The organism is Paeniglutamicibacter sp. ORCA_105 (genome assembly GCF_045798545.1).
GTDB lineage: Bacteria > Actinomycetota > Actinomycetes > Actinomycetales > Micrococcaceae > Paeniglutamicibacter > Paeniglutamicibacter sulfureus.
The window spans coordinates 1-24983 of record NZ_JBIXLM010000004.1; the positions used below are offsets into that span (position 1 = coordinate 1).

25 protein-coding genes and 1 riboswitch are annotated in these 24983 nt (G+C 66.3%); of the genes, 14 read left to right on the top strand and 11 right to left on the bottom strand.

Going from position 1 to position 24983, the window contains the following annotated elements; genetic code table 11:
* Positions 1-45: 45 nt before the first annotated feature.
* Both ACIPUB_RS02765 and ACIPUB_RS02770 read right to left on the bottom strand, forming a co-directional pair.
* Entirely contained in the window at positions 46-939 is an 894-nt protein-coding gene (locus ACIPUB_RS02765; RefSeq protein WP_264271078.1) for an N-acetylneuraminate synthase family protein, read from the bottom strand.
* An 87-nt stretch (positions 940-1026) separates the two neighbouring features.
* Positions 1027-2250: a cytidylyltransferase domain-containing protein gene (locus ACIPUB_RS02770; protein ID WP_407605959.1), complete on the bottom strand. Its 1224-nt coding sequence runs from the start codon at positions 2248-2250 to the stop codon at positions 1027-1029.
* 412 nt (positions 2251-2662) lie between these two features.
* Here ACIPUB_RS02770 and ACIPUB_RS02775 point away from each other — a divergent pair, with 412 nt between their 5' ends.
* The 6 genes from ACIPUB_RS02775 to ACIPUB_RS02800 all read left to right on the top strand — a co-directional run bounded on the left by ACIPUB_RS02775 (position 2663) and on the right by ACIPUB_RS02800 (position 6078).
* Positions 2663-3115 (top strand): MarR family winged helix-turn-helix transcriptional regulator, encoded by a 453-nt coding sequence (locus ACIPUB_RS02775; protein WP_407605960.1) that lies wholly within the window; start codon positions 2663-2665, stop codon positions 3113-3115.
* A gap of 139 nt (positions 3116-3254) precedes the next feature.
* A complete protein-coding gene (locus tag ACIPUB_RS02780) occupies positions 3255-3488 on the top strand; it encodes a hypothetical protein (RefSeq protein ID WP_264271081.1) in 234 nt (77 codons plus the stop codon).
* Positions 3489-3850: 362 nt separating this feature from the next.
* Positions 3851-4378, top strand: coding sequence for an alternate-type signal peptide domain-containing protein (locus ACIPUB_RS02785; RefSeq protein WP_407605961.1), 528 nt, complete (start codon positions 3851-3853; stop codon positions 4376-4378).
* 37 nt (positions 4379-4415) lie between these two features.
* Entirely contained in the window at positions 4416-4958 is a 543-nt protein-coding gene (locus tag ACIPUB_RS02790; RefSeq protein WP_407605962.1) for a SipW-dependent-type signal peptide-containing protein, read from the top strand.
* 29 nt (positions 4959-4987) lie between these two features.
* Positions 4988-5590 carry a signal peptidase I gene (locus tag ACIPUB_RS02795; protein WP_407605963.1) on the top strand — a complete coding sequence of 201 codons (603 nt, stop codon included), beginning with the start codon at positions 4988-4990 and terminating at the stop codon, positions 5588-5590.
* Positions 5587-6078, top strand: a complete 492-nt coding sequence (locus tag ACIPUB_RS02800; protein WP_407605964.1) for a hypothetical protein — start codon at positions 5587-5589, stop codon at positions 6076-6078. Before ACIPUB_RS02795 ends, ACIPUB_RS02800 begins: the two co-directional genes overlap by 4 nt.
* Positions 6079-6091: 13 nt before the next feature.
* Here the strand turns inward: ACIPUB_RS02800 and ACIPUB_RS02805 are convergent, their stop codons facing one another.
* On the bottom strand, positions 6092-8479 hold the full coding sequence (locus tag ACIPUB_RS02805; protein ID WP_407605965.1) for an ATP-binding cassette domain-containing protein: 2388 nt from the start codon (positions 8477-8479) through the stop codon (positions 6092-6094).
* 447 nt (positions 8480-8926) lie between these two features.
* Positions 8927-9607, bottom strand: a complete 681-nt coding sequence (gene thiE / locus ACIPUB_RS02810) for a thiamine phosphate synthase (RefSeq protein WP_407605966.1) — start codon at positions 9605-9607, stop codon at positions 8927-8929.
* Between the two features lie 14 nt (positions 9608-9621).
* Positions 9622-9757, top strand: a riboswitch (TPP riboswitch).
* Between thiE and thiO the strand changes: the two genes are divergently transcribed.
* The 5 genes from thiO (at position 9752) to moeB (ending at position 14095) form a co-directional block, all read left to right on the top strand.
* Positions 9752-10984, top strand: coding sequence for a glycine oxidase ThiO (gene thiO, locus ACIPUB_RS02815; RefSeq protein ID WP_407605967.1), 1233 nt, complete (start codon positions 9752-9754; stop codon positions 10982-10984). It overlaps the preceding riboswitch by 6 nt.
* The gene (gene thiS, locus ACIPUB_RS02820) at positions 10981-11220 is read left to right on the top strand and encodes a sulfur carrier protein ThiS (protein ID WP_407605968.1); all 240 of its coding nucleotides are present in this window, start codon (positions 10981-10983) and stop codon (positions 11218-11220) included. Before thiO ends, thiS begins: the two co-directional genes overlap by 4 nt.
* A 52-nt stretch (positions 11221-11272) precedes the next feature.
* Complete coding sequence (locus ACIPUB_RS02825) at positions 11273-12076, top strand: thiazole synthase (protein ID WP_407605969.1); 804 nt, start codon at positions 11273-11275, stop codon at positions 12074-12076.
* A 23-nt stretch (positions 12077-12099) separates the two neighbouring features.
* Complete coding sequence (locus tag ACIPUB_RS02830; RefSeq protein ID WP_407605970.1) at positions 12100-12780, top strand: 4a-hydroxytetrahydrobiopterin dehydratase; 681 nt, start codon at positions 12100-12102, stop codon at positions 12778-12780.
* A 145-nt stretch (positions 12781-12925) separates the two neighbouring features.
* Positions 12926-14095 (top strand): molybdopterin-synthase adenylyltransferase MoeB, encoded by a 1170-nt coding sequence (gene moeB, locus ACIPUB_RS02835; RefSeq protein ID WP_407606099.1) that lies wholly within the window; start codon positions 12926-12928, stop codon positions 14093-14095.
* Here moeB and ACIPUB_RS02840 read toward each other — a convergent pair.
* A complete protein-coding gene (locus ACIPUB_RS02840; RefSeq protein ID WP_407605971.1) occupies positions 14092-14364 on the bottom strand; it encodes a DNA gyrase subunit A in 273 nt (90 codons plus the stop codon). The two genes, moeB and ACIPUB_RS02840, sit on opposite strands and share 4 nt — an antisense overlap.
* Before the next feature lie 101 nt (positions 14365-14465).
* Complete coding sequence (locus tag ACIPUB_RS02845; RefSeq protein WP_407605972.1) at positions 14466-15509, bottom strand: NAD(P)-dependent alcohol dehydrogenase; 1044 nt, start codon at positions 15507-15509, stop codon at positions 14466-14468.
* Positions 15510-15927: 418 nt separating this feature from the next.
* On the opposite strand from ACIPUB_RS02845, the gene ACIPUB_RS02850 reads away from it, so the two are divergent.
* The gene (locus tag ACIPUB_RS02850) at positions 15928-16731 is read left to right on the top strand and encodes an IclR family transcriptional regulator (RefSeq protein ID WP_407605973.1); all 804 of its coding nucleotides are present in this window, start codon (positions 15928-15930) and stop codon (positions 16729-16731) included.
* Here ACIPUB_RS02850 and ACIPUB_RS02855 read toward each other — a convergent pair.
* The 5 genes from ACIPUB_RS02855 to ACIPUB_RS02875 are packed head-to-tail and all read right to left on the bottom strand — an operon-like array spanning position 16728 to position 22378.
* Positions 16728-17714 carry a glycerate kinase gene (locus ACIPUB_RS02855; RefSeq protein WP_407605974.1) on the bottom strand — a complete coding sequence of 329 codons (987 nt, stop codon included), beginning with the start codon at positions 17712-17714 and terminating at the stop codon, positions 16728-16730. The two genes, ACIPUB_RS02850 and ACIPUB_RS02855, sit on opposite strands and share 4 nt — an antisense overlap.
* On the bottom strand, positions 17711-18700 hold the full coding sequence (locus ACIPUB_RS02860) for a 2-hydroxyacid dehydrogenase (protein ID WP_407605975.1): 990 nt from the start codon (positions 18698-18700) through the stop codon (positions 17711-17713). The genes ACIPUB_RS02855 and ACIPUB_RS02860 overlap by 4 nt, the downstream gene beginning before the upstream one ends.
* Positions 18700-19662 carry a hydroxymethylglutaryl-CoA lyase gene (locus ACIPUB_RS02865; protein WP_407605976.1) on the bottom strand — a complete coding sequence of 321 codons (963 nt, stop codon included), beginning with the start codon at positions 19660-19662 and terminating at the stop codon, positions 18700-18702. Before ACIPUB_RS02865 ends, ACIPUB_RS02860 begins: the two co-directional genes overlap by 1 nt.
* Positions 19659-20903 (bottom strand): CaiB/BaiF CoA transferase family protein, encoded by a 1245-nt coding sequence (locus ACIPUB_RS02870; protein ID WP_407605977.1) that lies wholly within the window; start codon positions 20901-20903, stop codon positions 19659-19661. Before ACIPUB_RS02870 ends, ACIPUB_RS02865 begins: the two co-directional genes overlap by 4 nt.
* Before the next feature lie 29 nt (positions 20904-20932).
* On the bottom strand, positions 20933-22378 hold the full coding sequence (locus tag ACIPUB_RS02875) for a GntP family permease (RefSeq protein ID WP_407605978.1): 1446 nt from the start codon (positions 22376-22378) through the stop codon (positions 20933-20935).
* Positions 22379-22786: 408 nt separating this feature from the next.
* On the opposite strand from ACIPUB_RS02875, the gene panD reads away from it, so the two are divergent.
* Complete coding sequence (gene panD / locus ACIPUB_RS02880) at positions 22787-23209, top strand: aspartate 1-decarboxylase (RefSeq protein WP_407605979.1); 423 nt, start codon at positions 22787-22789, stop codon at positions 23207-23209.
* 48 nt (positions 23210-23257) lie between these two features.
* On the top strand, positions 23258-24946 hold the full coding sequence (locus ACIPUB_RS02885) for a long-chain-fatty-acid--CoA ligase (RefSeq protein ID WP_407605980.1): 1689 nt from the start codon (positions 23258-23260) through the stop codon (positions 24944-24946).
* Positions 24947-24983 lie beyond the last annotated feature (37 nt).

Sequence of the window (24983 nt, forward strand, 5' to 3'; positions counted from 1 at the left end):
CCCCCCCCCCCCACGGTGTTGAAACTATGTGAAGAATGCTACGGGTTAGGCATCGACGCGGCGCAGGCGGGACAGCGGTGCCAGCTCGCCCGGGAAGACCTTCTTGACGCCGTCGCCCATGGCCTGCTCCAGGATGCGGATGTCGCGGATCAGTGCCTCGAAGCCCTTCGGTTCCAGCGAGGAAGCCTGGTCGGATCCCCACATGGTGCGGTCAAGGGTGATGTGGCGCTCGACGGTGACGGCGCCCAGGGCGACGGCTGCCAGCGAGATCTGCAGGCCGCGCTCGTGGCCCGAGTAGCCGACCGGAACCTGGTAGCGCTCCTGCAGCGTGGTGATCATGCGCAGGTTGGCCTCTTCGGGAGGCAGCGGGTAGGTGGAGGTTGCGTGCATCATGACCAGCTTGTCGGTGCCCAGGGTCTCCACGGCCTTGTCGATCTGCTCGATGGTGGACATGCCGGTGGAGAGGATGATCGGCTTTCCGGTCTCGGCCAGGGCCTTGAGCAGCTCGATGTCGGTGACCGAGGCGGAGGCGACCTTGTGGGTCACCGCGCCCTGCTCTTCCATGAACTCCACCGAGGGAACGTCCCACGGGGAGGCGAAGGCGTGCAGGCCCTGTGCTGCGGCGTAGCGGATCAGTTCCTTGTACTGCGCTGCATCGAACTCGACGCGGTAGCGGTAGTCCAGGTAGGTCATGTCGCCCCACGGGGTGGAACGGATCTTGTCGCGCATGTCCATCGGGGTGGAGATGTCGGGGGTGCGCTTCTGGAACTTCACGGCGTTGGCGCCGGCCTTGGCGGAGACGTCGATGAGCTGCTTGGCGATCTCCATGTCACCGTTGTGGTTGATGCCGATCTCGCCGATGACATAAACCTGCTGGCCGGTGCCCAGGGTCTGCTCGCCGATGGCGACGGGTGCGGTTTCGGTGGTGGTGATAGTCATGGGGGACTTTCCTTTCGTTGATTACCGGACCGTTCGGGTTGGTTATGTGAAGGTCACGGCGAGAATTGGTGGAAAACTGTGGGGGGCCTAGCGAACCAGGGAGGGTTCAATTGGCCCGGATGCCGGGACGGCGGCCGTCACGGTGTTTTGGCTTGTGGTGCCGGCCAGGATGAGGTCGGCGGCTTCCCGCACCGCGCCGCGGCCGCCGGGCCGCGAAAGGCGGTGCCGGGCCGCGAGGTGTACGGAGTCTTGGGCGTCGGCCACCGTCAGTGGCCAGCCGACCTGGTTCATGGCGTCCAGGTCGTTCACGTCGTTGCCAAGGTAGGCGACGCGTTCCGGATCCAGGCCGCGGTCGGCGATCCATTGGTTCAGGACGGTGGCCTTGTCGCTCACGGCTTGGGCGACTTCCACGCCGAGCTTGGTGGCCCGGGCGGTGACTACGGGGTTGGTTTCCGTGGACAGGATCAGCAGGTGGATTCCTGCCTTCTTCAGCAGCGAGATACCCATTCCGTCGGAGCGGGAGACCCGTACCGATTCGCTTCCGTCCTGGCCGAGGTAGGCGGTGTCCGGGGTGTGCACGCCGTCGAAGTCGGTGACCAGCGCGTCAACGTCGATCCCGGCCACGGGCGTGTTGTGGGTCAGTCGCCATTGGGCCAAGGCCAGGTCGGCCTCGGTGTCGATGTCGATTCCGTGGTCCTCCGGCACCTGGGCCAGGGCCAGGGAGCCGAAGAAGCGATGTTCCGCCTCAAGGAATCCCGCGGTGTCCATGACATAGAACGCCCCGGTTTCGCGGAACCGCGGTTCGCGGTCCTGCCGTCGCGGACGCCGTGCGGCATCGTGTCCGCTGGCCTGGGCGGCCCCGGTTTCGTCGCAGCTCCAGTGGAACCCGTGGTCGGGAACCACGGCAAAGCTGACGTCCGCCGCCCCGCTGGCAACCGTGGTGATGGCCGCCTGCAGGTCTGCCGGGTCGATGACCGGCGAGGTGCATTGGATGAAAACGGTGATTTGGGGGAGAACGTCCAGCGTGCCCAGGGCGTGCAACAACACCGATTCGCTGCTTGCTGTGTCACCGGCGATCTCTGCCGGGCGGTCGATGACTGTTGCGCCGTTTGCCAACGCCTCCGCCTTGATGTCCGGGTGATCCGTGCTGACCACGACGTCGAGAACTGACGGCGTGGCAAACGCGGATTCAATGGCCCGGGCCAGCAAGGTTTGGCCGCCGATCCTGCGCAGGTTCTTTAGCGGGATTCCCTTTGATCCCCCGCGGGCCGGGATGATGACCAGGGTCTTCGCTTCGCTGTTCGTACTCACAACCAAAGACGCTATCGGCGCAAGTCAACGAGCCGGCCGCATTTAGGTTAACGGGAGGCGACAACTGGGAGACCATTGGGAAATGCCGATAATAACCCCTTGTCAGGATGCTTTTCTCATGGTTGAAATTAAGGATTGGGTATCGCCCGGGCAGCCGGGTCGCCCCAAAGGGAAGGTAAATGCAGGCCGGGCATGGGGGCAGGGTTTCGTCGTGCGGCGGGTGCTGGACCGGGACCGGAGTGCGAATCCGGTCGGTGACGGGGCCACCGTGGCCGGCACGGCGTATCCGGGGATGTGTACCGCGTCCGGCCCCAGGGCACGCGGGCTGCCGTCGGCCGGGTCTCTCGCGACGGGAACTGTTTTCCGTACCTATGATGGATGGACGGAACCATCCACCAAAGCAGGGAACAAAGTGAGCGAAAAACCGCCGGTAGATCCGCTGGCGTTGGAGAACCAGGTTTGTTTTGCGCTGTCCTTGGCGTCGCGCAGCGTGGTCGCGGCCTATCGGCCGGTACTTGAGCCGCTGGGGCTAACCCATCCCCAATACCTTGTCATGCTGACGCTCTGGGAGCATGAACCTCTGTCAATCAAGGGCCTTAGTGAACTGCTCCAATTGGACCCCGGAACGCTGTCGCCGCTGGTGAAGCGAATTGAAGCTCTCGGCTATGTGCGGCGCAGCCGCAGTGCGGCCGATGAGCGGACCCTGGAGATAGTGCTGACCGAAAAAGGCAGGGACGCCCGGGAGCTTGCCCTTGAGGTGCCCAAGGAGATGATGCGGCGACTGGATATGGACGGCGAAGAACTCGTTGCCCTCCACGCGACCATGAAGAAGGTCATTGCGGCCGCCTCCAAGGCGACCCACTAGGACCCTCCGAATTCATCGGAGGATGTCCCAGGGCAATTAGTTGGTGTACCAATCATTGGCTTACACTTGAACCGAGGCAGCCCACCGGACGATCCGCTCGCAATCGGGTTGTTGTCCCACAGAAAGTGACTGGAAACCCATGAGTGACAAGAAATTGCCCATCGTCGAGGACACCACGGGATTGAGCCTCACCTACCGCGTTCTGTGGCGCCTGCAGTTCCTGGGATTCACCGTCCTTGGCCCCGCGGACCAATTGCCGCACCGCGATCCGCGCGAACGGTTGAAGCGCGACCGTGCCCGCAAGGTGTTGCGCGCCCACGAAGCGGCCGGAACCCAGGCGCCCGATGAGGTAATTGCGGCAGCAAACCGCTGATCCAGTGGCGCCCGGCCCTTCCATCGTTGTGAAAAGGCAATGTCTCCCTAGGGGGCATGGCCTTTTGACGAAGAGATGGGTTGTACCCTCTGCAGGCGCGTGATGCATTGAGGGAAACTGCCGTGCGAACAAGCATGGCCAGGTGTATCCCCTGGTTTGGCGCAAGGACTTGTGGCTGGCGTTGAGGAAACACGCCAACGATCAAGGTTCCCGCAAGAACGGCCAAAGCAAGCCTTGAGTCGATTGCGGAAAGCTTGGCGGAAGCCTGCCGAAAAATCCATCTCCATCTTGTGGTTCGACCTGCACAGTAGGTGTTGCACCGGTCGCTGGGTCCGGCGCAGGACTTGTGGAGGACCAACACGATGAACAAGATGACGAAGGGCGCTCTTGCGACCGGCCTCGGCGTGGCACTGCTGCTGGGAGGCGGTGGAACGCTCGCAGTGTGGAACAAATCAGTGGCCGAGCCGGCAGGAACCATTGTCTCCGGCGATCTTGACCTGACTGCGGGCGTCGGAACCTGGACCAATGACGCCGGCACCGCGATCGAACTGGATTCCTACAAGGTCGTCCCGGGCGACGAGCTGCACTTCTCGCAGCCTGTCACCGTGGCGCTTGATGGCGACTTGATGAGCGCGTCGCTCACGCTGACGAACAATCTGGCCGGATCCGAGTTCGCCTCCTACCTCGAGGTCGGCAGCGCGACCCTGAAAAATTCAAGCGGAACCCCCGTCACCGCGCCCCTTGACGCCAACTCGGACGGTGAATACACCGCAACTGTCAGCGTGACATTCCTGGAAGCAACCACCGGCACCGAGGGCGCCAAGGCCAGCAATGCACTGGGAACCATCGGTTTCAAGCTGGAACAGATCGTGCCGGTCAGCACGCCATAGCGCCACCGCTGAAATCTTGACCCACGAGGAGCACAGCATGGGCACGAAAACAACGCTGAGGATGGTTGCGATCTTGGGGGCCGCAACCATCCTGGCGCTGTTCACGGTGCAGGGAACGCTGGCCGCGTGGAGCCAAACCGCCGCATCGAAACCCCAAATCGTATCCGGTGCCGACTTCTCGTTGACCGTTAAGACATCCGGGGGCACGGCACAACAGCTCTCGGTTTCGGGGCAAACCGTGACGATTCCCGGGGTCACCGGGCTACTGCCCGGAACCACCCGCACCACCGCCGTCACGCTCACCAATTCGAGCAACGCCGGCAGCGGGACGTTCCGCATCAGGGTGGATCCTGGTCTGCCAACGGCAACAGGTGCGCTCGCGCCCTATCTCACCACCGACCTCTACAGGGTCCAGGGCACCGATTGCTCGGTGAACCGCATCGCAATAGCAGTGGAGCTGGGACAGGGCCAAAGTGGCACGCTCTGCCTGACAGTCGCACTGGCGACCAATGCCCCGGCAACCCTTGGGGGAGCGGTAGCAGGCGTTGGCTTCAACCTCAACGCCACCCAACTCCAGTAAACCCACCACGCAGATAGGTATGGTCCCCCATGTCCCGGCATACGGCAGCACATTCATCCGTCGCCCGCCACGCACTTGGCCGGGTCGGGACCGCCGTCAGTTTCGTCGCCCTGGTTGTTGCCTCGTTGGCAGCATTGGTGCTCATCGTGGTCCCCGCCCTCACGGGGTCGCAGGCTTATTCGGTGCTGACCAGCTCCATGCTGCCGAACTATGGACCGGGAACGTTGCTGGTCGTCAAGCCCGCCCCGTTTGAATCATTGAACGTCGGCGACGTGGTGACCTACCAGCTTGAATCGGGCCGCCCGGAAGTCATCACCCACCGCATCGAATCGCTCGCTGCGGACCAGTCGGGCATGCGCACGCTGGTCACCCGGGGAGACAACAACGATGTTGCCGATGAAACCCCTGTCACCGAGGTGCAGATGCGCGGGAAGCTGTTCTACGCGGTGCCGTACGCAGGATTCGCGGCCAATTGGTTGGGCAACCACGACCGCGGACTGGTGGGCAACCTCGTTGCAGCCGGGCTGATTGGCTACGGTGCCATCACCATGATCCGCGGACTTGTCGCACGGCGGCGTGCCGCGGCGACCCCCGACCAGGACGAAGAGGCCTCCTGGCAGGTATCGGCGTGAGCGCGCGCGGCACCCGCGAGCGGTCGGGTTCGTGGCGCATCGCGGCGATTGTCTACGGCGTCATCGTGGTCCTTGGGCTCGGCGCCACCGGAGCACACGCGCTGTGGACGCTGAACGGGTCGGTGGCCTCCACTGTGGTCGCCGGCCCGTGGGCACCGCAGGGCGTGAACCCCGCAACCGTGACCTGTACCCGCAAGGACGGGCCGCTGTTGGGCGATTCATACTCCGACCTGACCCTGAAACGGGGCGCAGTCGACGCCACCGGATACACGGTGCAGGCCGTGCGGAACTCGGTCACGACCACAAAAACCACATCGAACACAACGGCAACCTTGCGCCTGGACGGCGCGGCCCTGCTGGGCACCTACGTGTATGCCGTGACAATCACGCCCACGGCCTCGGGGCTTAGCGGCGCGCCGGCGCGCGTCACGGCGGAGCTGTCCAAGGTCCTGCTCGTGACCAGCGTGAAGTGCACCCCGGCCTCGTAGCGGGCCGGGACGGCTACGCTCCGACGTAGGCTCCCAGGTGCTTGCCGGTCAGCGTGGAACCATCGGCCACCAGCTCCGCAGGGGTCCCCTCGAAAACGATGGTGCCCCCGTCGTGGCCCGCGCCCGGACCGATGTCGATGATCCGGTCCGCGTGTGCCATGACGGCCTGGTGGTGCTCGATCACGATGACCGACTTGCCCGACTCCACCAAGCGGTCCAGCAGGCCCAGCAGCTGCTGGACGTCCGCGAGGTGCAGGCCGGTGGTCGGCTCGTCCAGGATCAGGATGCCGCCGGTTTCTCCCATGTGGGTGGCCAGCTTCAGGCGTTGGCGTTCGCCGCCCGAGAGTGTGGTCAGCGGCTGGCCGATGCCCAGGTAGCCCAGGCCCACGTCGGAAAGCCGGGTGAGGATCTTGTGTGCTGCCGGCAGCTTCGCCTCGCCGGCGGCGAAGAATTCCTCGGCTTGCGCCACCGACATCGCCAGCACCTCGGAGATGTCCTTGCCGCCCAGGTGGTAGTCGAGCACCATCGAGTCAAAGCGCTTGCCCTCGCACTCCTCGCAGGTGCTGGAGACCCCGGCCATCATGCCCAGGTCGGTGAAGATGACCCCGGCGCCATTGCAGGTGGGGCAGGCGCCCTCGGAGTTCGCGCTGAACAGCGCCGGCTTCACGCCGTTGGCCTTCGCGAAAGCCTTGCGGATGGGCTCCAGCAGCCCGGTGTAGGTGGCGGGGTTGGAGCGCCGCGATCCCTTGATGGAACCCTGGTCGATGCTGATGACGCCCTCGCGCCCGGCGACCGATCCGGTGATGAGCGAACTCTTGCCCGACCCGGCGACGCCGGTGAGGACAGTGAGCACGCCAAGCGGGATGTCCACATCAACGTTCCTGAGGTTGTTGGTGTTGGCGCCGCGCACCTGAAGCGCCGAGGAGGAGGTGCGCACGGCCTCCTTCAGCTTCGCCCTGTCATCCAGGTGATGCCCGGTGATGGTGTCGGAGGCGCGCAGGCCTTCCACCGTGCCCTCGAACATGATCTGTCCGCCGCCGGAACCGGCTTTTGGGCCCAGGTCAACGACGTGGTCGGCGATGGCGATGGCCTCGGGCTTGTGCTCGACGACCAGCACGGTGTTGCCCTTGTCGCGCAGGGCCAGCAGCAGCTCGTTCATCTTGTCGATGTCGTGCGGGTGCAGCCCGATGGTCGGCTCGTCGAAGACGTAGGTGACGTCGGTGAGCGAGGAGCCCAGGTGGCGAATCATCTTGGTGCGTTGCGCCTCGCCCCCCGAAAGCGTTCCGGAGGGGCGGTCCAGCGAGAGGTAGCCCAGCCCGATGTCGACGAAGGAATCCAGCGTGTCCCCGAGCGCGTCAAGCAGCGGGGCCACCGATGGCTCGCGAAGCCCGCGGACCCAGCGCGCCAGGTCGCTGATCTGCATGGCGCAGGCATCGGCGATGGACTTGCCATCGATCTTCGAGTTGCGGGCGTGCTCGGCCAGGCGCGTGCCGCCGCATTCGGGGCAGGCGGTGAAGGTGATCGCACGCTCGACGAAGGCGCGGATGTGCGGCTGCATGGCCTCGACATCCTTGGCCAGGAACGACTTCTGCATCTTGGGGATGATGCCTTCGTAGGTGAGGTTGATGCCCTCGACCTTGATTTTGGTCGGCTCCCGGTGGAGCAGGTCATGCATTTCGGCCTTGGTGAACTTGGACAGTTTCTTGTCCATGTCGAAGTAGCCGGATCCGGAGAAAATGCGCCCGTACCAACCGTCCATCGAGTAGCCGGGAACCGTCAGCGCCCCCTCGGAAAGTGACTTGGTCTCGTCAAACAGCGCGGTGAGGTCGAAGTCGTTGACCTTGCCGCGACCCTCGCATTCCGGGCACATGCCGCCGGTGATGGAGAAGGATCGCCGTTCCTTGATCTTCTTCCCGCCCTTTTCCAGGGTCACGGCGCCTGCCCCGGAAACCGAGGGGACATTGAAGGAGTACGCCTGCGGGGAACCGATGTGGGGTTGTGCCAGCCGCGAGAAAACGATGCGCAGCATGGCGTTGGCGTCGGTGACCGTGCCGACGGTGGAGCGCGGGTTGGAGCCCAGGCGTTCCTGGTCCACCAGGATCGCGGTGGTCAGCCCCTCGAGCGTGTCGACCTCGGGGCGGGCCAGGGTGGGCATGAAACCCTGCACGAACGCGGAGTAGGTCTCGTTGATCATGCGCTGGGACTCGGCGGCGATGGTGCCGAAGACCAGCGAGGACTTGCCCGAGCCGGAGACCCCGGTGAACACCGTGAGGCGGCGCTTGGGGATCTCGACGCTGATGTCCTTGAGGTTGTTCACCCGGGCACCCCGCACGCGGATCACCTCGTGGCTGTCGGCGGCATGCCTCGTTGCGGACGTGCTGGTCGTGGTCTCGCTGGTCATTGCTTCTCCCATTCGTGCCGGCTCCGCGGCGGCGGAACTCCCCACGCCTAGACTATCGCCCGCACCGCCGCCCGGTCTTCCTGAAAACTGCCCCTTCTACCGGGCTATGGATTGCCGTCTCCGGGTCGTTGAAAATGAGCGGTACGGAAGCCCGTCCGTGACATTTTTTCTTGTATCCGTGCCAGCGGTAAGGACCAAACGGAGAATTGGGGATGAGGGGTTTCGCGGGAACTGTCCAGTGCGGTCATGGAGCGAGCGGATGACTTCGATGCCGTGGGAGGGGAGCGCTTCGACGCCCAGCGTGTGGTGGACGACGACCGGCGGTTTCCCGGCCAGGGTCTGCGTATCGAACTTCCCCTCGTCGGTGATGGCCCGGTCGGAGTCCTGAGTAGTTGGCGGCGACCGGGCCGATACCCGATAGGGCCGGAAGGCCGGAGGTGTCGTCGGCTAGCCCAATTCCGGCAGCCTGGACAGCAGCGCCCGCGCAGCAGCAGTCGGGTCGTCCGCGTCCGTGATGGCGCGGACCACCACGATGCGCGAGGCACCCGCCTCGACGACCTGCTCCACGTTGCCCAGGTCGATACCGCCGATAGCGAACCACGGCTTGGTCGTCTTCAAGGAGGCGGCGTGCTCCACCATCTCCAGTCCGACGGCCGCGCGCCCGGGCTTGGTCGGGGTGGCCCACAGCGGGCCGACGCAGAAGTAGTCGGTATTGGGGTCAGCAGCCGCCGCGGTGATCTGCGCCGGGTCGTGGCTGGAAAGCCCCACGGTGACGGAGGGCCCGAGCAGCGATCTGACCCCGGGCAGCGGCAGGTCTTTCTGGCCCACGTGGAACACCGGTGCTCCGGAGAGCATCGCCAGGTCGGCACGGTCGTTCACCGACCACAACTTGCCGAATTCCCCGGCCACTTCGCGCAATACCTGGAGCAGTTCGAGCTCCTGCCCGGCGTCCAGGTTCTTGTCGCGCAGCTGGATGATGTCCACCCCTCCGGAATAGGCGGCGCGCAGGAAATCCGCGAAATCACCGCGCTCGGCCCGGGCATCGGTGCACAAGTAAAGGCGCGCGGAAGCGAGGTCCGGGGCGCTTAAGACGGGGGTCGCTTCATCTTGGGTGGTGATCTGGCTCATGTCTCCTAGACTAGTTCAGTACCGCGGGAGCCAGGAAAGCTGGCTGAGAGGGCGCCGATTGCGCCGACCGACAGACGCCGCCTTCGAAAACAGGGTGGCGTGGAACCTGATCCGGCTCATACCGGCGTAGGGAAGGAGACCTCGATGTCGCGCACCGTGCCCGACCCCCTGTCCACCGACGTTGCCGTCATCGGCGGCGGAATCATCGGCCTGGGCATCGCCCTCGAAGCACAGCGCGCAGGGCACCGCATCATGCTCATCGACCCGGACCCCGCCTCCGGTGCGACGTTCGCCGCTGCCGGCATGCTGGCCCCTGTCAGCGAGCTGCACTACCAGGAAGAGGACCTGCTTTCCCTCACCCTGGCCTCGGCCGCCCGCTGGCCCGATTTCGCCCGGACCCTGGCCGCCGAGACGGGCCTGGACCCGGGATTCCGCACCACCCCCACGCTGGCCCTCGGCGCGGATGCCGCCGACCGTGCCGCGCTGGGCGACCTGCGCGAGGCACAAACCCGGCAGGGGCTTGAGGTCACCCGGATAACCACCCGCGAAGCGCGGGCGCTCGAACCGTTGCTTTCCCCGCATATTTCCGCCGCCCACCTCATTGCCCAGGACCACCAGGTCGATCCGCGTGCCCTGGCCAAGGCCATCATGGAATGCCTTGCGGCAACCGGCACCAAACGCGACGGGGTGGAATCGGGGCAGACGCTGGTCCGCACCCGGGCAACGGCCCTGCTGCACGAGGATGCCGCCGATTCGGGCTCCCGGGTCACCGGGGTGCTGCTTGCCGACGGCACCGAGGTCCGCGCCAGCGAGACGATTCTCGCCAACGGCCTGGGCGCCGCCGATTTCGCTGGACTGCCCGATGCGCTGGTGCTGCCGTTGCGCCCGGTGCACGGGGACATCCTGCGGCTGCGCGTGCCCGAGCACCTGCGCCCGCTGACCACCGCCACGCTGCGCGGGATGGTGCGCGGGGTGCCGGTCTACGTGGTCCCGCGCGAGGATGACACCGTGGTCATCGGGGCGACCGCCCGCGAGGACGGCAACCCGGGGGTCAGCGCCGGGGGAGTACACCAGCTGCTGCGCGATGCCCAGGTGCTGCTGCCCGCGGTCGCCGAGCTCGAACTCATCGAAACCACCGCCCGCGCCCGCCCCGGCACACCCGACAATGCGCCGTTGCTGGGACGCATGGCCTCGGCGACCGGGCCGGATGTGCCGGGTCTACTGATCGCCACCGGGTTCTTCCGGCACGGCGTGCTGCTGACCCCCATCGCCGCCCACATCGCCGTCGAGCTGATCGCCGGCCGCAGCGACCCCGCCTGGGACCGCTTCCGACCCGACCGCTTCTCACCGGCCCTGAAACCCAAGGAGTATTCATGAGCACCATCCAACTCAACGGCGCACCCAGTCCGCTGGCCGCCGGGACCACCCTGGCCGAGCTGGTCACCGCAGTCACGGGGCGCGAGCTGCTGCCCACCGGCAAGCCCGCGGACGGCGGACGCCTGGGCGTGGCCGTTGCCCGCAACTCCGGCATCGTCCCGCGCAGCCAGTGGTCGGTGACCGAGCTTGAGCAGCACGACGACATCGAAATCGTCACCGCCGTCCAGGGCGGCTAGGTCCCTCCCTGCACATCCGCTCCGCCCCCCTCTTGGAAGAAAGCGAAGGACCATGACACAAACACTCACCGAGACCGAACCGCTGGTCATCGACGGCATCGCCCTGGGTTCCCGGCTCATCATGGGCACCGGAGGCGCACCGAGCCTGGACGGACTGGGTGCCGCGCTGGTTGCTTCCGGCACCGAGCTGACCACGGTGGCCATGCGCCGCTACAGCGCGCCCGGACCGGGGTCCACCGGCGGCACCAACCTCTTTGACCTGCTTCTCGAGAACAACATCCGCGTTCTGCCCAACACCGCCGGCTGCTTCACCGCCCGCGAGGCGCTGATGACCGCCGAGCTCGGACGCGAGGCCCTGGAAACCGACTGGGTCAAGCTCGAGGTGATCGCCGACGAGCACACGCTGCTGCCCGACGCCGTCGAACTCGTCGAGGCCACCGAGGCCCTGGTGGAGCGCGGCTTCAAGGTCTTCGCCTACACCAACGACGACCCGGTGCTGGCCCTGCGTCTCGAACAGCTCGGGGCCGCGGCCGTCATGCCGCTGGGTGCCCCGATCGGGACCGGGCTGGGGATCCTGAACCCGCACAACATCGAATTGATCGTCTCCCGGGCCTCGATCCCCGTCATCCTCGATGCCGGAATCGGCACCGCCTCCGACGCGGCGCTGGCCATGGAACTGGGCTGCGACGCGGTGTTGCTGGCCTCGGCGGTGACCCGGGCACAGGATCCGGTGCGCATGGCACAGGCCTTTAGACATGCTGTCATTGGTGGCAGACTGGCGGCACAAGCAGGGCGCATCCCCAGGCGCACCCATGCCCTGGCCTCCTCCGCCATGGAGGGACGCCCGGATCTCTAGAACCGGAACCGAAGGAGAGAACCATGCCCGCAAAAGATGTTCTGAGTCTCGAACAAGTCCAGGCGAATCTGTTGCAGCTGCCGCAGTGGCGCTACGGAATGGGTGCACTGCGCACAGCGTTGAAGTGCGAGTCCTCGGCCTCCGCCCTGGCGCTGTTCTCCACCATCGGCGCCCTGGCGCAGGAGGCCAACCACCACCCGGACGTTGATTGGCGTTACGACACGTTGTTCATCACCCTGACCTCGCACGATGCGGGGAGCAGGGTGAGTGCGCGCGATGCGGCGCTGGCCCGGTCGATCTCCGCCCAGGCACAGAACTCCGGCGCCGTGGCCAGGCCGGAACTGCTGCGCGTGGTGGAGATCGCCATCGACACCGACGACGAGGACGCCATCTCGGAAACCTGGCGCACGGCGCTGGGCTACAAGCGGCAGAAGGACGGCAGCCTGGCCGACCCCTTCGGCCGGGGACCGGCCCTGTGGTTCCAAAAGACCGCCACGCCCAACGCCAACCGTTTCCACCTGGACATCACGGTGCCGCACAGTGAAAGCTCGCCCATCCTCAGCGAGCTGGAAGCCACCGGCGCTGCCCTGGATCCCGAGGCAGCCCCCAGGTTTGTGGTGGCCACCGATGCGCAGGGCAACAGGCTATGCCTGTGCACCGAGGAAGGCCGCGAAATCGATGGCTCTCCCGTGGATGGCCAGTAGCCCCACTCATTGAGGATCATCCCCCCGAAAGCATTTCGCGGGGATGATCAATTTTGTTCTGGTTGCAAACGGCAGATCATTTTTTGTTGTCCCTTTCGTCCCCCTAAGGCAGGTTTCATTGAGTCAGACGCTCGTCGAAAACAACATGGCAACGTTGCCACCCCTTGTGGAGCCGGGTCCTCCCCTTCCCCCGGAAGAGCTCGAACGCTACTCCCGCCATGCCCTCATGCCGGAGATCGGGCTCGAGGGACAACGCCGGCTGCGCAACGCCAAGGTGCTGGTCATCGGCGCCGGTGGCCTGGGATCGCCGGCATTGCTGTACCTGGCCGCTGCCGGCGTGGGAACGCTGGGAATCGTCGATGACGACACGGTGGAGCTGAGCAACTTGCAGCGCCAGGTGATCCACGGGGTCCACGACATCGGCCGCACCAAGCTGGAGTCCGCCCGCGACTCGGTAGCCGCCATCAACCCGGGGGTGGAAGTCGTGCTGCACCCGGTGCGGTTGGATTCCTCCAACGTGCTGGAGATCTTCGCGGACTACGACGTGATCCTGGACGGGGCAGACAACTTTGCCACGCGCTACCTGGTCAACGACGCGGCCGCACTGCTGGGCAAGCCCTACGTGTGGGGTTCCATCCTGCGCTTCGACGGCCAGGTGAGCGTCTTCTGGGCGAAGCACGGCCCGAACTACCGAGACCTCTACCCGGAACCGCCGGCGGCCGGAACGGTCCCCTCCTGCGCGGAGGGAGGAGTCTTCGGGATGCTGTGTGCCTCGATCGGGGCGATCATGGTCACCGAAGCCGTCAAGCTCATCACCGGGGTCGGTGAAACCTTGCTGGGCAGGCTGTCGGTCTTCGACGCGCTGACCTCGCGCTGGCGCGAACTGGGCGTCGCCAAGGACCCGGAGGCGGAGCCAATCACCGAACTGGTCGACTACGAGATTTTCTGCGGGCTCACCGCAAGCGAAGGTGAAGCGGCCACGGACAATGCCGTGGTCTCCGTTGACGGGTTGGCCGAACGGCTGGGAAGACGGGAATCGGGGGAGGAAGACTTCATCCTCCTCGATGTACGCGAGCCGGTGGAATTCGAGATCTCGCGCATCCCAGGATCCGTGTTGGTTCCACTCGCCGGCATCAGGGACGGGTCGGCACTGGCCGGGATCCCACGCGGTGTGCCGCTGGTGCTGCACTGTAAGTCCGGCGTGCGTTCGCGGCAGGCACTGGAAGCCCTGGCCGCAGCGGGCTACACCGACGTCCTCCACCTGGATGGCGGGATCGATGCCTGGTTGAATGCGGAAAACCGGGTGCGGACTTAGTCTGATTCCAGCTCGCCGCGAAGCACCGCAATGTGGTCGGTGATCTTGCGCCGTTCGCCCTGCGTCCACCGCCGGGCCTGCATATCAAGCACGGCACGGGCCTCCATCTCACCGATGCCCAGGAGCTTGGCCACCGCGGTGCGGGCCTCGTCTTGGGTTTCCGCTGCTTCGATGGCGACGAACACTTGTTCGCGCCGCTCGATGGCTTGGACCACGGCTTCAAGGATCTGCAGCTCTGCGTGGGTGCTGTTGCGTGGGTCCTGTTTCATGTTGCCATCATGGCATGGCGCGTCGTCCCAACGCCCCCTATGCCGCGCTGCGGGCGACACAAGGGGGGCGTGGGGAAGACTGGCTACGCGTGCGGCGTGGTCTAGGCCAGCGTGGCAGCGTCGATCACGAAGCGGTAGTGCACATCCGAGGCGAGCACGCGTTCGTAGGCCTTGTTGATGTCTTCGGCCGCGATGACCTCGACCTCGGCGGCGATTTGGTGCTCGGCGCAGAAGTCCAGCATTTCCTGGGTCTCGCGGATGCCGCCGATCATCGAGCCGGCAAACGAACGGCGGCCGGTGATCAGCGAGAAGACGTTGACCGGCAGCGGCTCGGCCGGGGCGCCGACGTTGACCAGGGTGCCGTCAAGGGCCAGCAGCTGCAGGAAGGCGCTGATGTCGATGCCGGCACTGACGGTGTTGATGATCAGGTCGAAGGCGCCGGCCAGCACCTCGAACGTTTCGGGGTTTTCCGTGGCGAAGTAGTTCTCGGCGCCGAGCTTCACGCCGTCTTCCTGCTTCTTGAGCGTCCGCGACAGCACGGTGACCTCCGCGCCCATGGCATGGGCGATCTTGACTGCCATGTGCCCGAGCCCGCCGAGCCCGATGACCGCGACCTTCTTGCCCGGGCCCGCACCCCAGTGGCGCAGTGGCGAATACGTGGTGATTCCGGCGCAGAGCAGGGGAGCGGCGACGTCAAGTTCGATTGCCGCGGGGATGTTCACCACGAAGTCCTCGTTGACCACCACGGCGGTGGCGTAGCCGCCCTGGGTGATGGTCCCGTCCACGTCCGTGGCGCCATAAGTGCCGATGTTGCCCAACAGGCAGTACTGCTCCTCGCCGGCGAGGCAGTGGACGCATTCGCGGCAGGAGTTGACCATGCAGCCAACACCCACGCGGTCGCCCACTGCATGCCGGGTCACCGAGGCGCCGACCTCGGTGACGACTCCGGCGATCTCATGCCCCGGAACCAGCGGGTATTGCTGTGGGCCCCACTCCCCGCGCACGGTATGGATGTCCGAGTGGCAGATCCCGGAGTACTTGATACTGATCAGCACATCGTGCTCTCCGACTTCACGGCGGTCGATGCGGGTGGGGACGAGGTCTTCCGTTGCGGACGGTGCGGCGTAGGCGTTGATTTCAAACATGGTTCTCCGTATGGCGATAGGAAGTTTTTCACTGCGGGACGGGGGGGCACAGGCGCGCCTTCCGCGTGGCGGCCAGGGCGGCACAGCCCCGGTCAGCACCGTTAGGTGCGCCGATCCGTCCACGTCAATCAAATCATCACGTGTGCGGCATGAGGGAGGCCCTGTCGATACATGTACCGACAGGGCACCCCTGACCGTTCCGGTGATCCGCGAATTCCCGGTACTGCGGCCGTCCGGAACCACCGCTTAAGAGGCATGCCTCACGGTACGGCGTTCGAGGGCCGGTGAACCTGCCGGGGGAACCGGTCAGCCCCTGCGATGTGCGCTTCCGACCCAGGTGAACGGCACGGAATGTCGATCCGGATACCCGAAGCAAAGTGATTGGACGCGCCCGGTCCCATGGTCTAGCGTCAATTTCATGTCCAAGGCCGAAGCACCATCGAAAAACCAGAACCCGCTGCTCGTGCTGGGCAAGATCAGCGCCATCCTCGATTCGTTCTCGCTTCGCCAGCCGGTGCTCACCCTGGCGGACATCCGGGTGGCCACTTCGATGCCGACCTCCACGGTGCAACGCCTCGTCGCCAACCTGGTTGGCCAGGGATTCCTGGACCGGGACGGCGATGCCTTCCGCATCGGCATGAAGATGGCCTACTGGGCGGCCCCCGCCACGCGCGGCAAGGAAATCCTGAATGTGATCAGCCCGCTGCTGGCGGAACTGCGGGACACCACGGGCGAGACCGCCTGCCTGTTCCGCGCCGAGGAGCAGTACCGGGTCTGCGTCGGGATGGCCGAAACCAAGCACGCGCTGCGCCGTGAAATGCACCTCGGGAAGCTTGCGCCGCTTCACGCGGGGTCGGCCGGCCGGGTGTTGCTGGCCTGGAACCCGGACCTCCTGGCCATGGTGTTGGACGCCCCCTTGGAGCATTTCACCGACGCAACCATCACGAGCGCGGCGGATCTTCGTGACGTGATTTCCCGGACGCGCGCGGACGGCTTTGCGATCACCACCGGGGAGCGGGAGAGCGGCGCCTCCGGTCTCTCCGCCCCGGTGTTCGACGCGGCCGCCGGCCTGGTCGCGGCGGTGACCATCAGCGGCCCGACCATGCGCATGCCCCGCTCGGTGTGCGAAGGGTGGATCGAGCCGTTGCTGGAGACCGCGGAGCGCATGACACGCCTGATCGGCGGCCGCTTCCCCGGGGAGGCCGCGGCCCCGCGCAGCTAGTCGGCCGGCTGCCGCAGTACGGCCTGGATCTCCAGGCCGGCACGGACCATGGCTTCCGGCGCGGAGGCGACCATGACGTCGGCGAAGGAGTCGCGCGCCTGCCCCAGGTCCTCGCCGACGGATCCCACCACCGCAAAGATCGGCACGTGCGGTGCCAGGGCCGCCACCCGCCCCAGGATCACCGAGATGATCTTCCCGCCCATGGACTGCCCGTCGAGCCGTCCCTCGCCCACGACCACGGCGGTGGCCCGGGCCAGGTGCCGGTCGAAGTCGAGCGCATCGAGCACGAAGTCGGCACCGGAGACCAGCTCCGCCCCGAAGTGCGCCCACATGCCGCCGGCAAAGCCGCCCGCGGCCCCGGTTCCCGGAACCCCGGATGGGTCGCGGGGGAAGGTGCGCGCCTGCGCCCGCAGCCTTGCCGCCAGCAATGCGACGGTGGCCGGGTCCGCGCCCTTTTGCGGGCCGAAAATCCTTGCGGCATCCAGGAATTTCGTCGTGACGTCCGAGAGCACGATGATTTCGGCACCGCGTAGGCCCCCGGCCTCCTCGATGGCGCGCACCGCTCCGGTTCCGCCGTCGCTTGTGGCCGAACCGCCGGCCGCAACCAGGATCCGCCGGGCACCGTGGGCGACGGCCTCAACGACCAGCGGGCCGGTGCCGTAGGTGTCGGCGGTGAGGGGGTCGCGGTCCCCGTCGTGGGGCACGTGCAGTCCGGAGGCCTGCGCCAGCTCGACGACGGCGGTGCTCCCGGCCAGACCCAGGGTCGCGGTGACCGGTGCGCCCCAGGGATTGAGGACAACCACCTCCACCGGCACGGCACCCAGCCCGGCGCAGAGCGCGTCGAAGGTGCCTTCGCCGCCGTCGGCCACCGGGATGCCCATGGCCGTGCCGCCGGCACGCCTGACACCGGTGGCAATATGACCGACGACCTCGGCAGCGCTGTAGGTGCCCTTGAAGCTGTCCGGGACGATCAGAACGCTCATGCGTAGACCTCCGGATTCACCGGGTGCGCGGGCACCTGGCCGCCGGCCATGGCGATGGCGTTCAGGGCGCTCAGCCGCGCCATTTCGGCGCGGACCGGCACCGTGGCGCTGCCCACGTGCGGCAGCAGGACGGTGTTGGGCAGCAGCGCCAGCCCTTCTGCCAACAGCGGCTCGTTCTCGAACACATCCAGTCCGGCACCGGCGATCCGGCCCGTGGACAGGGCATGGACCAGCGCGTCCTCGTCGACGATGGGACCGCGGGCCGTGTTGATGAGGATGGCCGAGGGCTTCATCCGCTCCAGCACCGCGGCGTCCACCAGATGCCGGGTGTCCTGGTTCAACGGCACGTGCAGGGACAGGTAGTCGCTGGAGGCCACGAGCTCGTCCCAGGGAACCTGGCGCACCTTGCCGGCGAACTCGCCCAGCTCCTCCGGTCCCACCACCCGGTCGCCGGGCGGGCGTGGGGCAAAGAGCACTTCCATCCCGAATCCGAGTGCCCGGCGGGCCGTGGCCCGGGCGATGCGCCCGAACCCGGCAAGACCAAGGGTGCGCCCCGAGACGTCGAAGCCGAGCAGGAGCTCGGGTTCCCAGCCGGTGAAGCGTCCCTCCCGGACCAGCCGGTCCGCCTCGATGACGCGCCGCGCGGTGCCCAGGATGAGCAGCATCGCGATGTCCGCCGTGGCATCGGTGAGCACCCCGGGGGTGTTGGCCACCGCGATGCCGTGCTCGGTGGCGGCCGCAACGTCGATGTTGTTGTGGCCGACGGCGTAGTTGGAGATTCCCTTGATCCGAGCCCGGGCGAGCAGCGGCGCATCGACCAGATCGCGCAGCTGGGTGAGCACCACGTCGAATTCCCCGCTGGCGCACAGCGCATCAAGTTCGGCGTAGGTGGGCGGTGCATCCAGGACGGTCAGCTCGCCGGCCGCGGCAAGCAATGAAGGCGCGGGCTCCGGCACCGGCGTGGTTAGCAGGATCCGTGCCCCCACTACAGGGAACCCTCGCACGAAGGGACGCGGTCCGAGGCGATGACCCAGTCGAAGGCCGCGGCATTGGACCGCGCACCCTGGGCCGACTTCGAGCGGTTGGGTTCGCCCAGTTCCTCCAGCAAGTCCTCGGAGAGTTCGACCAAGCCGGCGAAGCTGCGCGGATCGAGCCATTCGGGGCGGGTGGCGAAGAGGATGTCCTCGCTGGAGGTGTTGCCGCTGGCCCCTGGGGCAAACGGGCAGCCGCCCAGCCCGCCGAGGGCCCCGTCCACCACACCGGCTCCGGCGCCGATGGCGGCAAGGGTGTTTGCAACGCCCAGGCCCCAGGTGTCGTGGCCGTGGTAGACGATGCGCCGTGCCGGGGTCTCGTCGCGCACCCGGGAAATCAGGCTTGCCACCTGGGCGGGGACCGCCTGGCCCAGGGTGTCGCAGATGACGATGTCGCAGGTGCCTTCCGCGCGTGGGTCGTTGGCGATGTCCAGGACCCGCTGCTCGGGGACCTGCCCGTCGAAGGGGCAGGTGAAGGACGTGGCGATGCACAGCTGGATGCTGCCGTCCACGGCGCGGGCGTACTCGATGGCCTGCGGCAGGGCGGCGAGGCTGGCCTCGGTGCTCCGTCCGATGTTCGCCTGGTTGTGGGCGTCGGAGGCGGAGAGGCAGTACTGGAAGTTGCGGATGCCGGCCGCCGCTGCCTTGGCGACGTGCCCGGGGGTGGCGACCCAGATCCAGCACTTCTCCAGTTCCTCGGCGGTCAATGCAGCGGCGACCTCCAGGGTGTCGGCCATGGGCGGGACCAGGTCCGCCCGTGCCATGGAGCCCAGCTCGATTTCCGGCACGCCCAGGCGGAGCATTTCGCGCACGGTTTCCACCTTGCGTTCGGTGGACAGCAGCTTGCCGGTCAGCTGCAGGCCGTCGCGCAGGGTCACGTCGCGCAGCACGGCGCGGGGTTCAAGGGTGTGGTTCATGCCAGGGTCCTCTCGGGGTTTGATGCTGCGGTGATCTCGTCGGCGTCCATGCCCAGCAGGCCGCCGAGCACCTCCTGCGTATGTTCGCCGAGGTCCGGGCCGAGCGTGCGGATTGGCAGCGAGGTGCCGCCGATGACCGGAACGATGCCGGGGAACCCGACGCCCTCGAGGATTTCCTCGCCCGTGGAGACGTCGAATGACTGGATCATGTTGCGGGCGGCGTATTGCGGTTCGTTGACGATGTCTTCGGCGGTGTAGATGGGTCCGGCGGGGACGCCGGCGGCGTCGAGCATCCGAAGCGCCTCAACCGAGGGCAGCGTTGCCGTCCACACGCCGATGGCCGCGTCGAGCTCGATGCGCCGTTCCCAACGCTCGGCGTTGGACTGCAGGGACGGGTCGTTGCCCAGGTCCGGGCGCCCGATGGTCTCCATGTAGCGGCGGAAGATCGCATCGCCGTTGCCGGCCACCACGATGCTGGCACCGTCCTTGCAGACGTAGGCGTTGGACGGGGCGATCCCCTCCATGCGTCCGCCCACCCGGCTGCGCCTGTCTCCGTAGGCGCCGAGGTCGGGGATGAGCGACTCCATCATGGAGAACATGGCCTCGTGCAGGGCCACGTCGATGACGCGTTCGGCCAGCGGCACCTTCACTGCGGTGCCGCGGCGGGTTTCGCGTTGGAACAGCGACATGACCGAACCGAAGGCCGCGTACAGGCCGGCGATGGAGTCGCCGATCGAGACGCCGACGCGCACCGGGGCGCGGTCCGGGTCCCCGACGAGGTTGCGGAATCCGCTGAAGGCCTCGGCGACGGCCGCGAATCCAGGGCGTTCGGAAAGCGGGCCGGTCTGGCCGAAAGCCGAGATCCGGGTGATTACCAGGTCGGGATTGGCCGCATTGAGGACCTCGGGGCCCAAGCCCCACTTCTCCAGGGTTCCCGGACGGAAGTTCTCCAGCAGGATGTCGCACTGCTTGACCAGGTCCAGGACGGCCGTTCGTCCGGCGTCGCTGCGCAAGTCCAGCACCACGGACTTCTTGTTGCGGTTGATTGTCCGGTAGAGCATGGACACGCTGCCCTTTTTCAGCCGCCAGTTGCGCAGCTCGTCGCCGGTTCCGGGGCGCTCGACCTTGATGACCTCGGCGCCGAAATCGGCCAGCAGGCGTCCGGCGGTCGGGGCGGCAATGTAGTTTCCGAGTTCCAGGACCCGGACTCCGGCCAGTGGGGCAATATCTTTTTCAGGCAATTGGGGGACTTCCTTGGGTGTGACGGTGGCTAGATGAAGATGGACAGGACCAGGACCACGAGCATGGCCACGACCGAGGCGACGGAGACCCCGAAGGTGACGGTCTTCAGCGCTCCCCTGACGGATTGGCCCAGAAGCGACTGCAGCAGCCAGAAGGTGTTGGAGGTGACGTGAACCATGAACAGGGAGCCGGCACCGGCAGCCAGGGCAATGAGCACGGGGTCGATTCCCAGGGCCGGTGCGATCGGTGCGAGCAGGCCCGCCGCGGTGATGGCGGAGAGGGTCACGGATCCGACGGCGATGTGCAGGATGGCGGCGATTCCCCAGACCACCAGCAGCGGGGCCACCGCGCTCGCCGTGAAGAAGCCACCGAGGATGTCGCCGAGCCCCGCGGCCGCGACGGTTGCAGCGAGGGAACCGCCGACACCGGTGAGCAGCAGGATCTGGCCGCTTTCCTTGAAGCCCGAGGCAATGGCGTTCTCGACGCTCTTTTGGCCGACGGTGTAGCGGCCGACCAGAGTGGTGCCGATCAGGCCAATCAGCAGCGCGACCACTGGGTTTCCCACCAGTTGCAGAGGGGCGAATTCCGCACCGAGGATATCCACCAGTGCGCCGCCGGCAATGAGTGCCAACGAGACCAATAGCGGGGTGAAGAGCAGGAGCAGGGGTGCTTCGCGGGGCGTGTGTTCGGCCACGACCACGGAGCCCGGGTTCGCCTGGGGCCGGGTGCCCTCGGGCGCGGATCCTGCGGTGGTGGAGGAAATTCCGTAGGCGTCGGGGCCGTGGGACTGGCTTGGCTGGGCCTGCGGGAAGTCCTCTTCTTCGAAGATGTGCTGCTCGTCGCGGTCCGACTTCCAGAATCCGCGCTTGAACAGGAACGTCATGATGGCAATGGAGACAACGATGGTAGGTACGACGACCAGGAATCCGAAGATCAGCATCTTTCCCAGGGGCACCCCGAGCAGGCCGGCCAGGGCCAGCGAAGCAACGCCGGGAACCATGAAGACGATGCCGCACTCCAGCGCGATGGCCATGGCCGCGGCCATGCGAGCCGTGCCGAGTTTGCCGATTTTCGGTGCCATGCGTCGGGCCAGCGGCGCGGAGATCACCAGCAGCACGTCAAGGAAGATCGACTGCAGTGCTGTGCCGATGGCCAGAGCCATGGTGTAGGGAAGGGCCTTGGGGCCGAACACGCGCAGCAGGTGTTCCACTAGGCGCCGGATGGCCCCCGTCTCATTCAGGATCGAACCCATCAGTACGCCGAACGCGATCAGCAACCCGACTTCGACCATGATCTCGCCAAAGCCGCCGGTGATGGTTTCGATCGTCTTGGTGATACCCAGTCCCGTCGACAGGCCCAGGTACAAGGAACCCAAGACCAGGGCGATAACGGGATTGACCTTGAATCTCACGATCAACAGCACGGTGGCCAAGACGGCCACCGCGGTGTTGATCAGAATCGCAGTTTCTGACATGAGTTGATCCGATCGTGAAGGAGGGGAAAGCCTACGTAAAGGGTGACCTGCGCCACGCCACTCAACCCATAGTATGGGTTGAAGCTCACTATGTAAACAATGCGTTGTGGATTGATCGCCGTACCGAACACCATGAAATTCGTCCTCGAGTGCAAATCGACGTCGAACCTGCATCTCCGGCAATCCACGGACTGAGGCGGCTGTATTCGCAGGAGCCGCGGGATATGGGCAGCACTTCAAGGTTCTGGGCCGCACGGGGCATCCGAAGTAAGTCACAGACAACCGGAAGCCGGCGCGTCTACAATGTCTTAGGCGCCGGAACACTCACTGCACCAAGCCGGCGGCCCGGGGCGGGCATCCAAGGTTGAATGCCGACCCCTGCACAACCCCCTCCAGGAGATCCCCCCTATGCAGCGAACCATGTTCAAGTCCAAGATCCACCGCGCCACCGTCACCCATGCGGACCTGCACTACGTCGGGTCCATCACCATAGACGCCGACCTGCTGGACGCCGCGGACATCCTGCCCGGCGAGCTGGTCTCGATCGTCGATGTCACCAACGGTGCCCGGCTGGAGACCTACACGATTGCCGGGGAGCGCGGATCCGGGGTGATCGGCATCAACGGTGCAGCTGCGCACCTGGTCAACATCGGGGACCTGGTCATCATCATCACCTATGCCTCCATGACCAATGCCGAGGCCCGCGCCTTCAAGCCCTCGGTGGTGCACGTCGATGAGAACAACGCCATCCTCGCGCTGGGATCCAACCCGGCCGAGGCGCTTGCGGACGGCCTGGAAACCCCGCCGTTCGCCATCTTCGTCGACGCCTGAGAATCCGCCGAGTCGTTCCCGGTCAACCAATAGCGGCATGATGGGAGCATGGAGAATACTGCCGCGCACCCCTGGACCAAGAACTACCAGCCGGGCGTCCCGGCCGAGATCGAGCTCCCCACCGAATCACTGACCGCGATGTTCGAGCGCTCCGTCGCCGAGGCGGGGGACAGCCCGGCCACCGAGTTCTTCGGGAAGCGCACCAGCTACCGCGAGCTCGGAGAGCAGGTGGAGCGCGCCGCCGAGGGGCTGCGCCTACTCGGAGTCCGTGCCGGAGACAGGGTCGCGCTGATCCTGCCCAACTGCCCGCAGCACGTCGTGGCGTTCTACGCGGTGCTGCGCCTGGGCGCGGTGGTCGTGGAGCACAACCCGCTCTACACCTCGCGCGAACTGCGCCACCAATTCGAGGACCACCAGGCCCGCGTGGTGATCGCCTGGGACAAGGCGGCCGAATCGGTGCACCAGTTCCCCAAGGACGTGCGCATCGACACCGTCGTCTCGGTGAACCTGCTCGAGGCGTTCCCCGCCGTGAAGCGTCTGGCACTGAACCTGCCGCTCAAGAAGCTCCGCGCATCCAAGGCGGCGCTGACCGCCCCCGCCCCGGGGACCATGACCTGGAAGGACCTGCTCAAGGCCGAGCGGATCGATGCCGCCCATCCGCGCCCGGCGGTCGGGGACCTTGCGGTCATCCAATACACCTCCGGGACCACGGGCCACCCCAAGGGCGCCATGCTCACCCACTACAACCTGTATTCCAACGCGTTGCAGGGCGAGGCCTGGATGGCCGGGGCGCAGGAACGCAAGGAAATCCTTTACGCGATCCTGCCGATGTTCCACGCCTTCGGCATGACCCTGTACCTGACCTTCGGCGTGAAGAAGCAGGGTCTGCTGGTGCTCTTCCCGAAGTTCGACCCGGACCTGGTCCTGGCGGCGATGAAGAAGTCCCCAGCAACCGTCTACTGCGCGGTCCCGCCGATCTACGAGCGCACGGCCATGGCTGCGAAGGAAAAGGGCATCTCGCTGCGCTCGGCCAAGTACTGCATTTCCGGGGCCATGAACCTGCCCGATGCCGTGGTCGAACTCTGGGAATCGGTCTCCGGCGGCCTGCTGGTGGAGGGCTACGGGATGACCGAGTCCTCACCGGTGGCCCTGGGCAACCCCTTCCACCCGACCCGGCGCACCGGGACCATCGGGGTGCCGTTCCCCTCGACGGACATGAAGGTCGTGGACTTGGATGACCCGTCGATCGAGGTGGCCCAGGGAAATCCCGGCGAGTTGCTGCTAAAAGGCCCACAGGTGTTCGCCGGTTATTGGAACAACCCGGAGGAGACTGCCAAGACGCTCACCGCCGACGGCTGGTTGCGCACCGGGGACGTGGTGACGGTTGATGCCGAGGGCTTCACCACGATCGTGGACCGGGCCAAGGAACTGATCATCACCGGCGGCTTCAACGTCTCACCCACCGAGGTCGAGTCCGTGCTGCGCGCCCACCCGGACGTGCGCGACGCAGCCGCCTTCGGCAAGGCGTTGGAACGCGGCGGGGAAATGGTGGTTGCCGCCGTGGAACTCGAGCCCGGGACAGAACTGGACGAGGAAGGCCTGCGCGAGCACTGCCGCGGACAGCTGGCGGGCTACAAGGTGCCCAAGCGGATCGTGGCCATCGAGGCGATGCCGCGCTCGATGCTCGGCAAGATCTTGCGCAAGCAGGTCCGTGAGCAGGTCTCGCCCGGACTGTAGGCGGCCGGAAGGCACCCACAGCGAAGCCCCGGCGGGC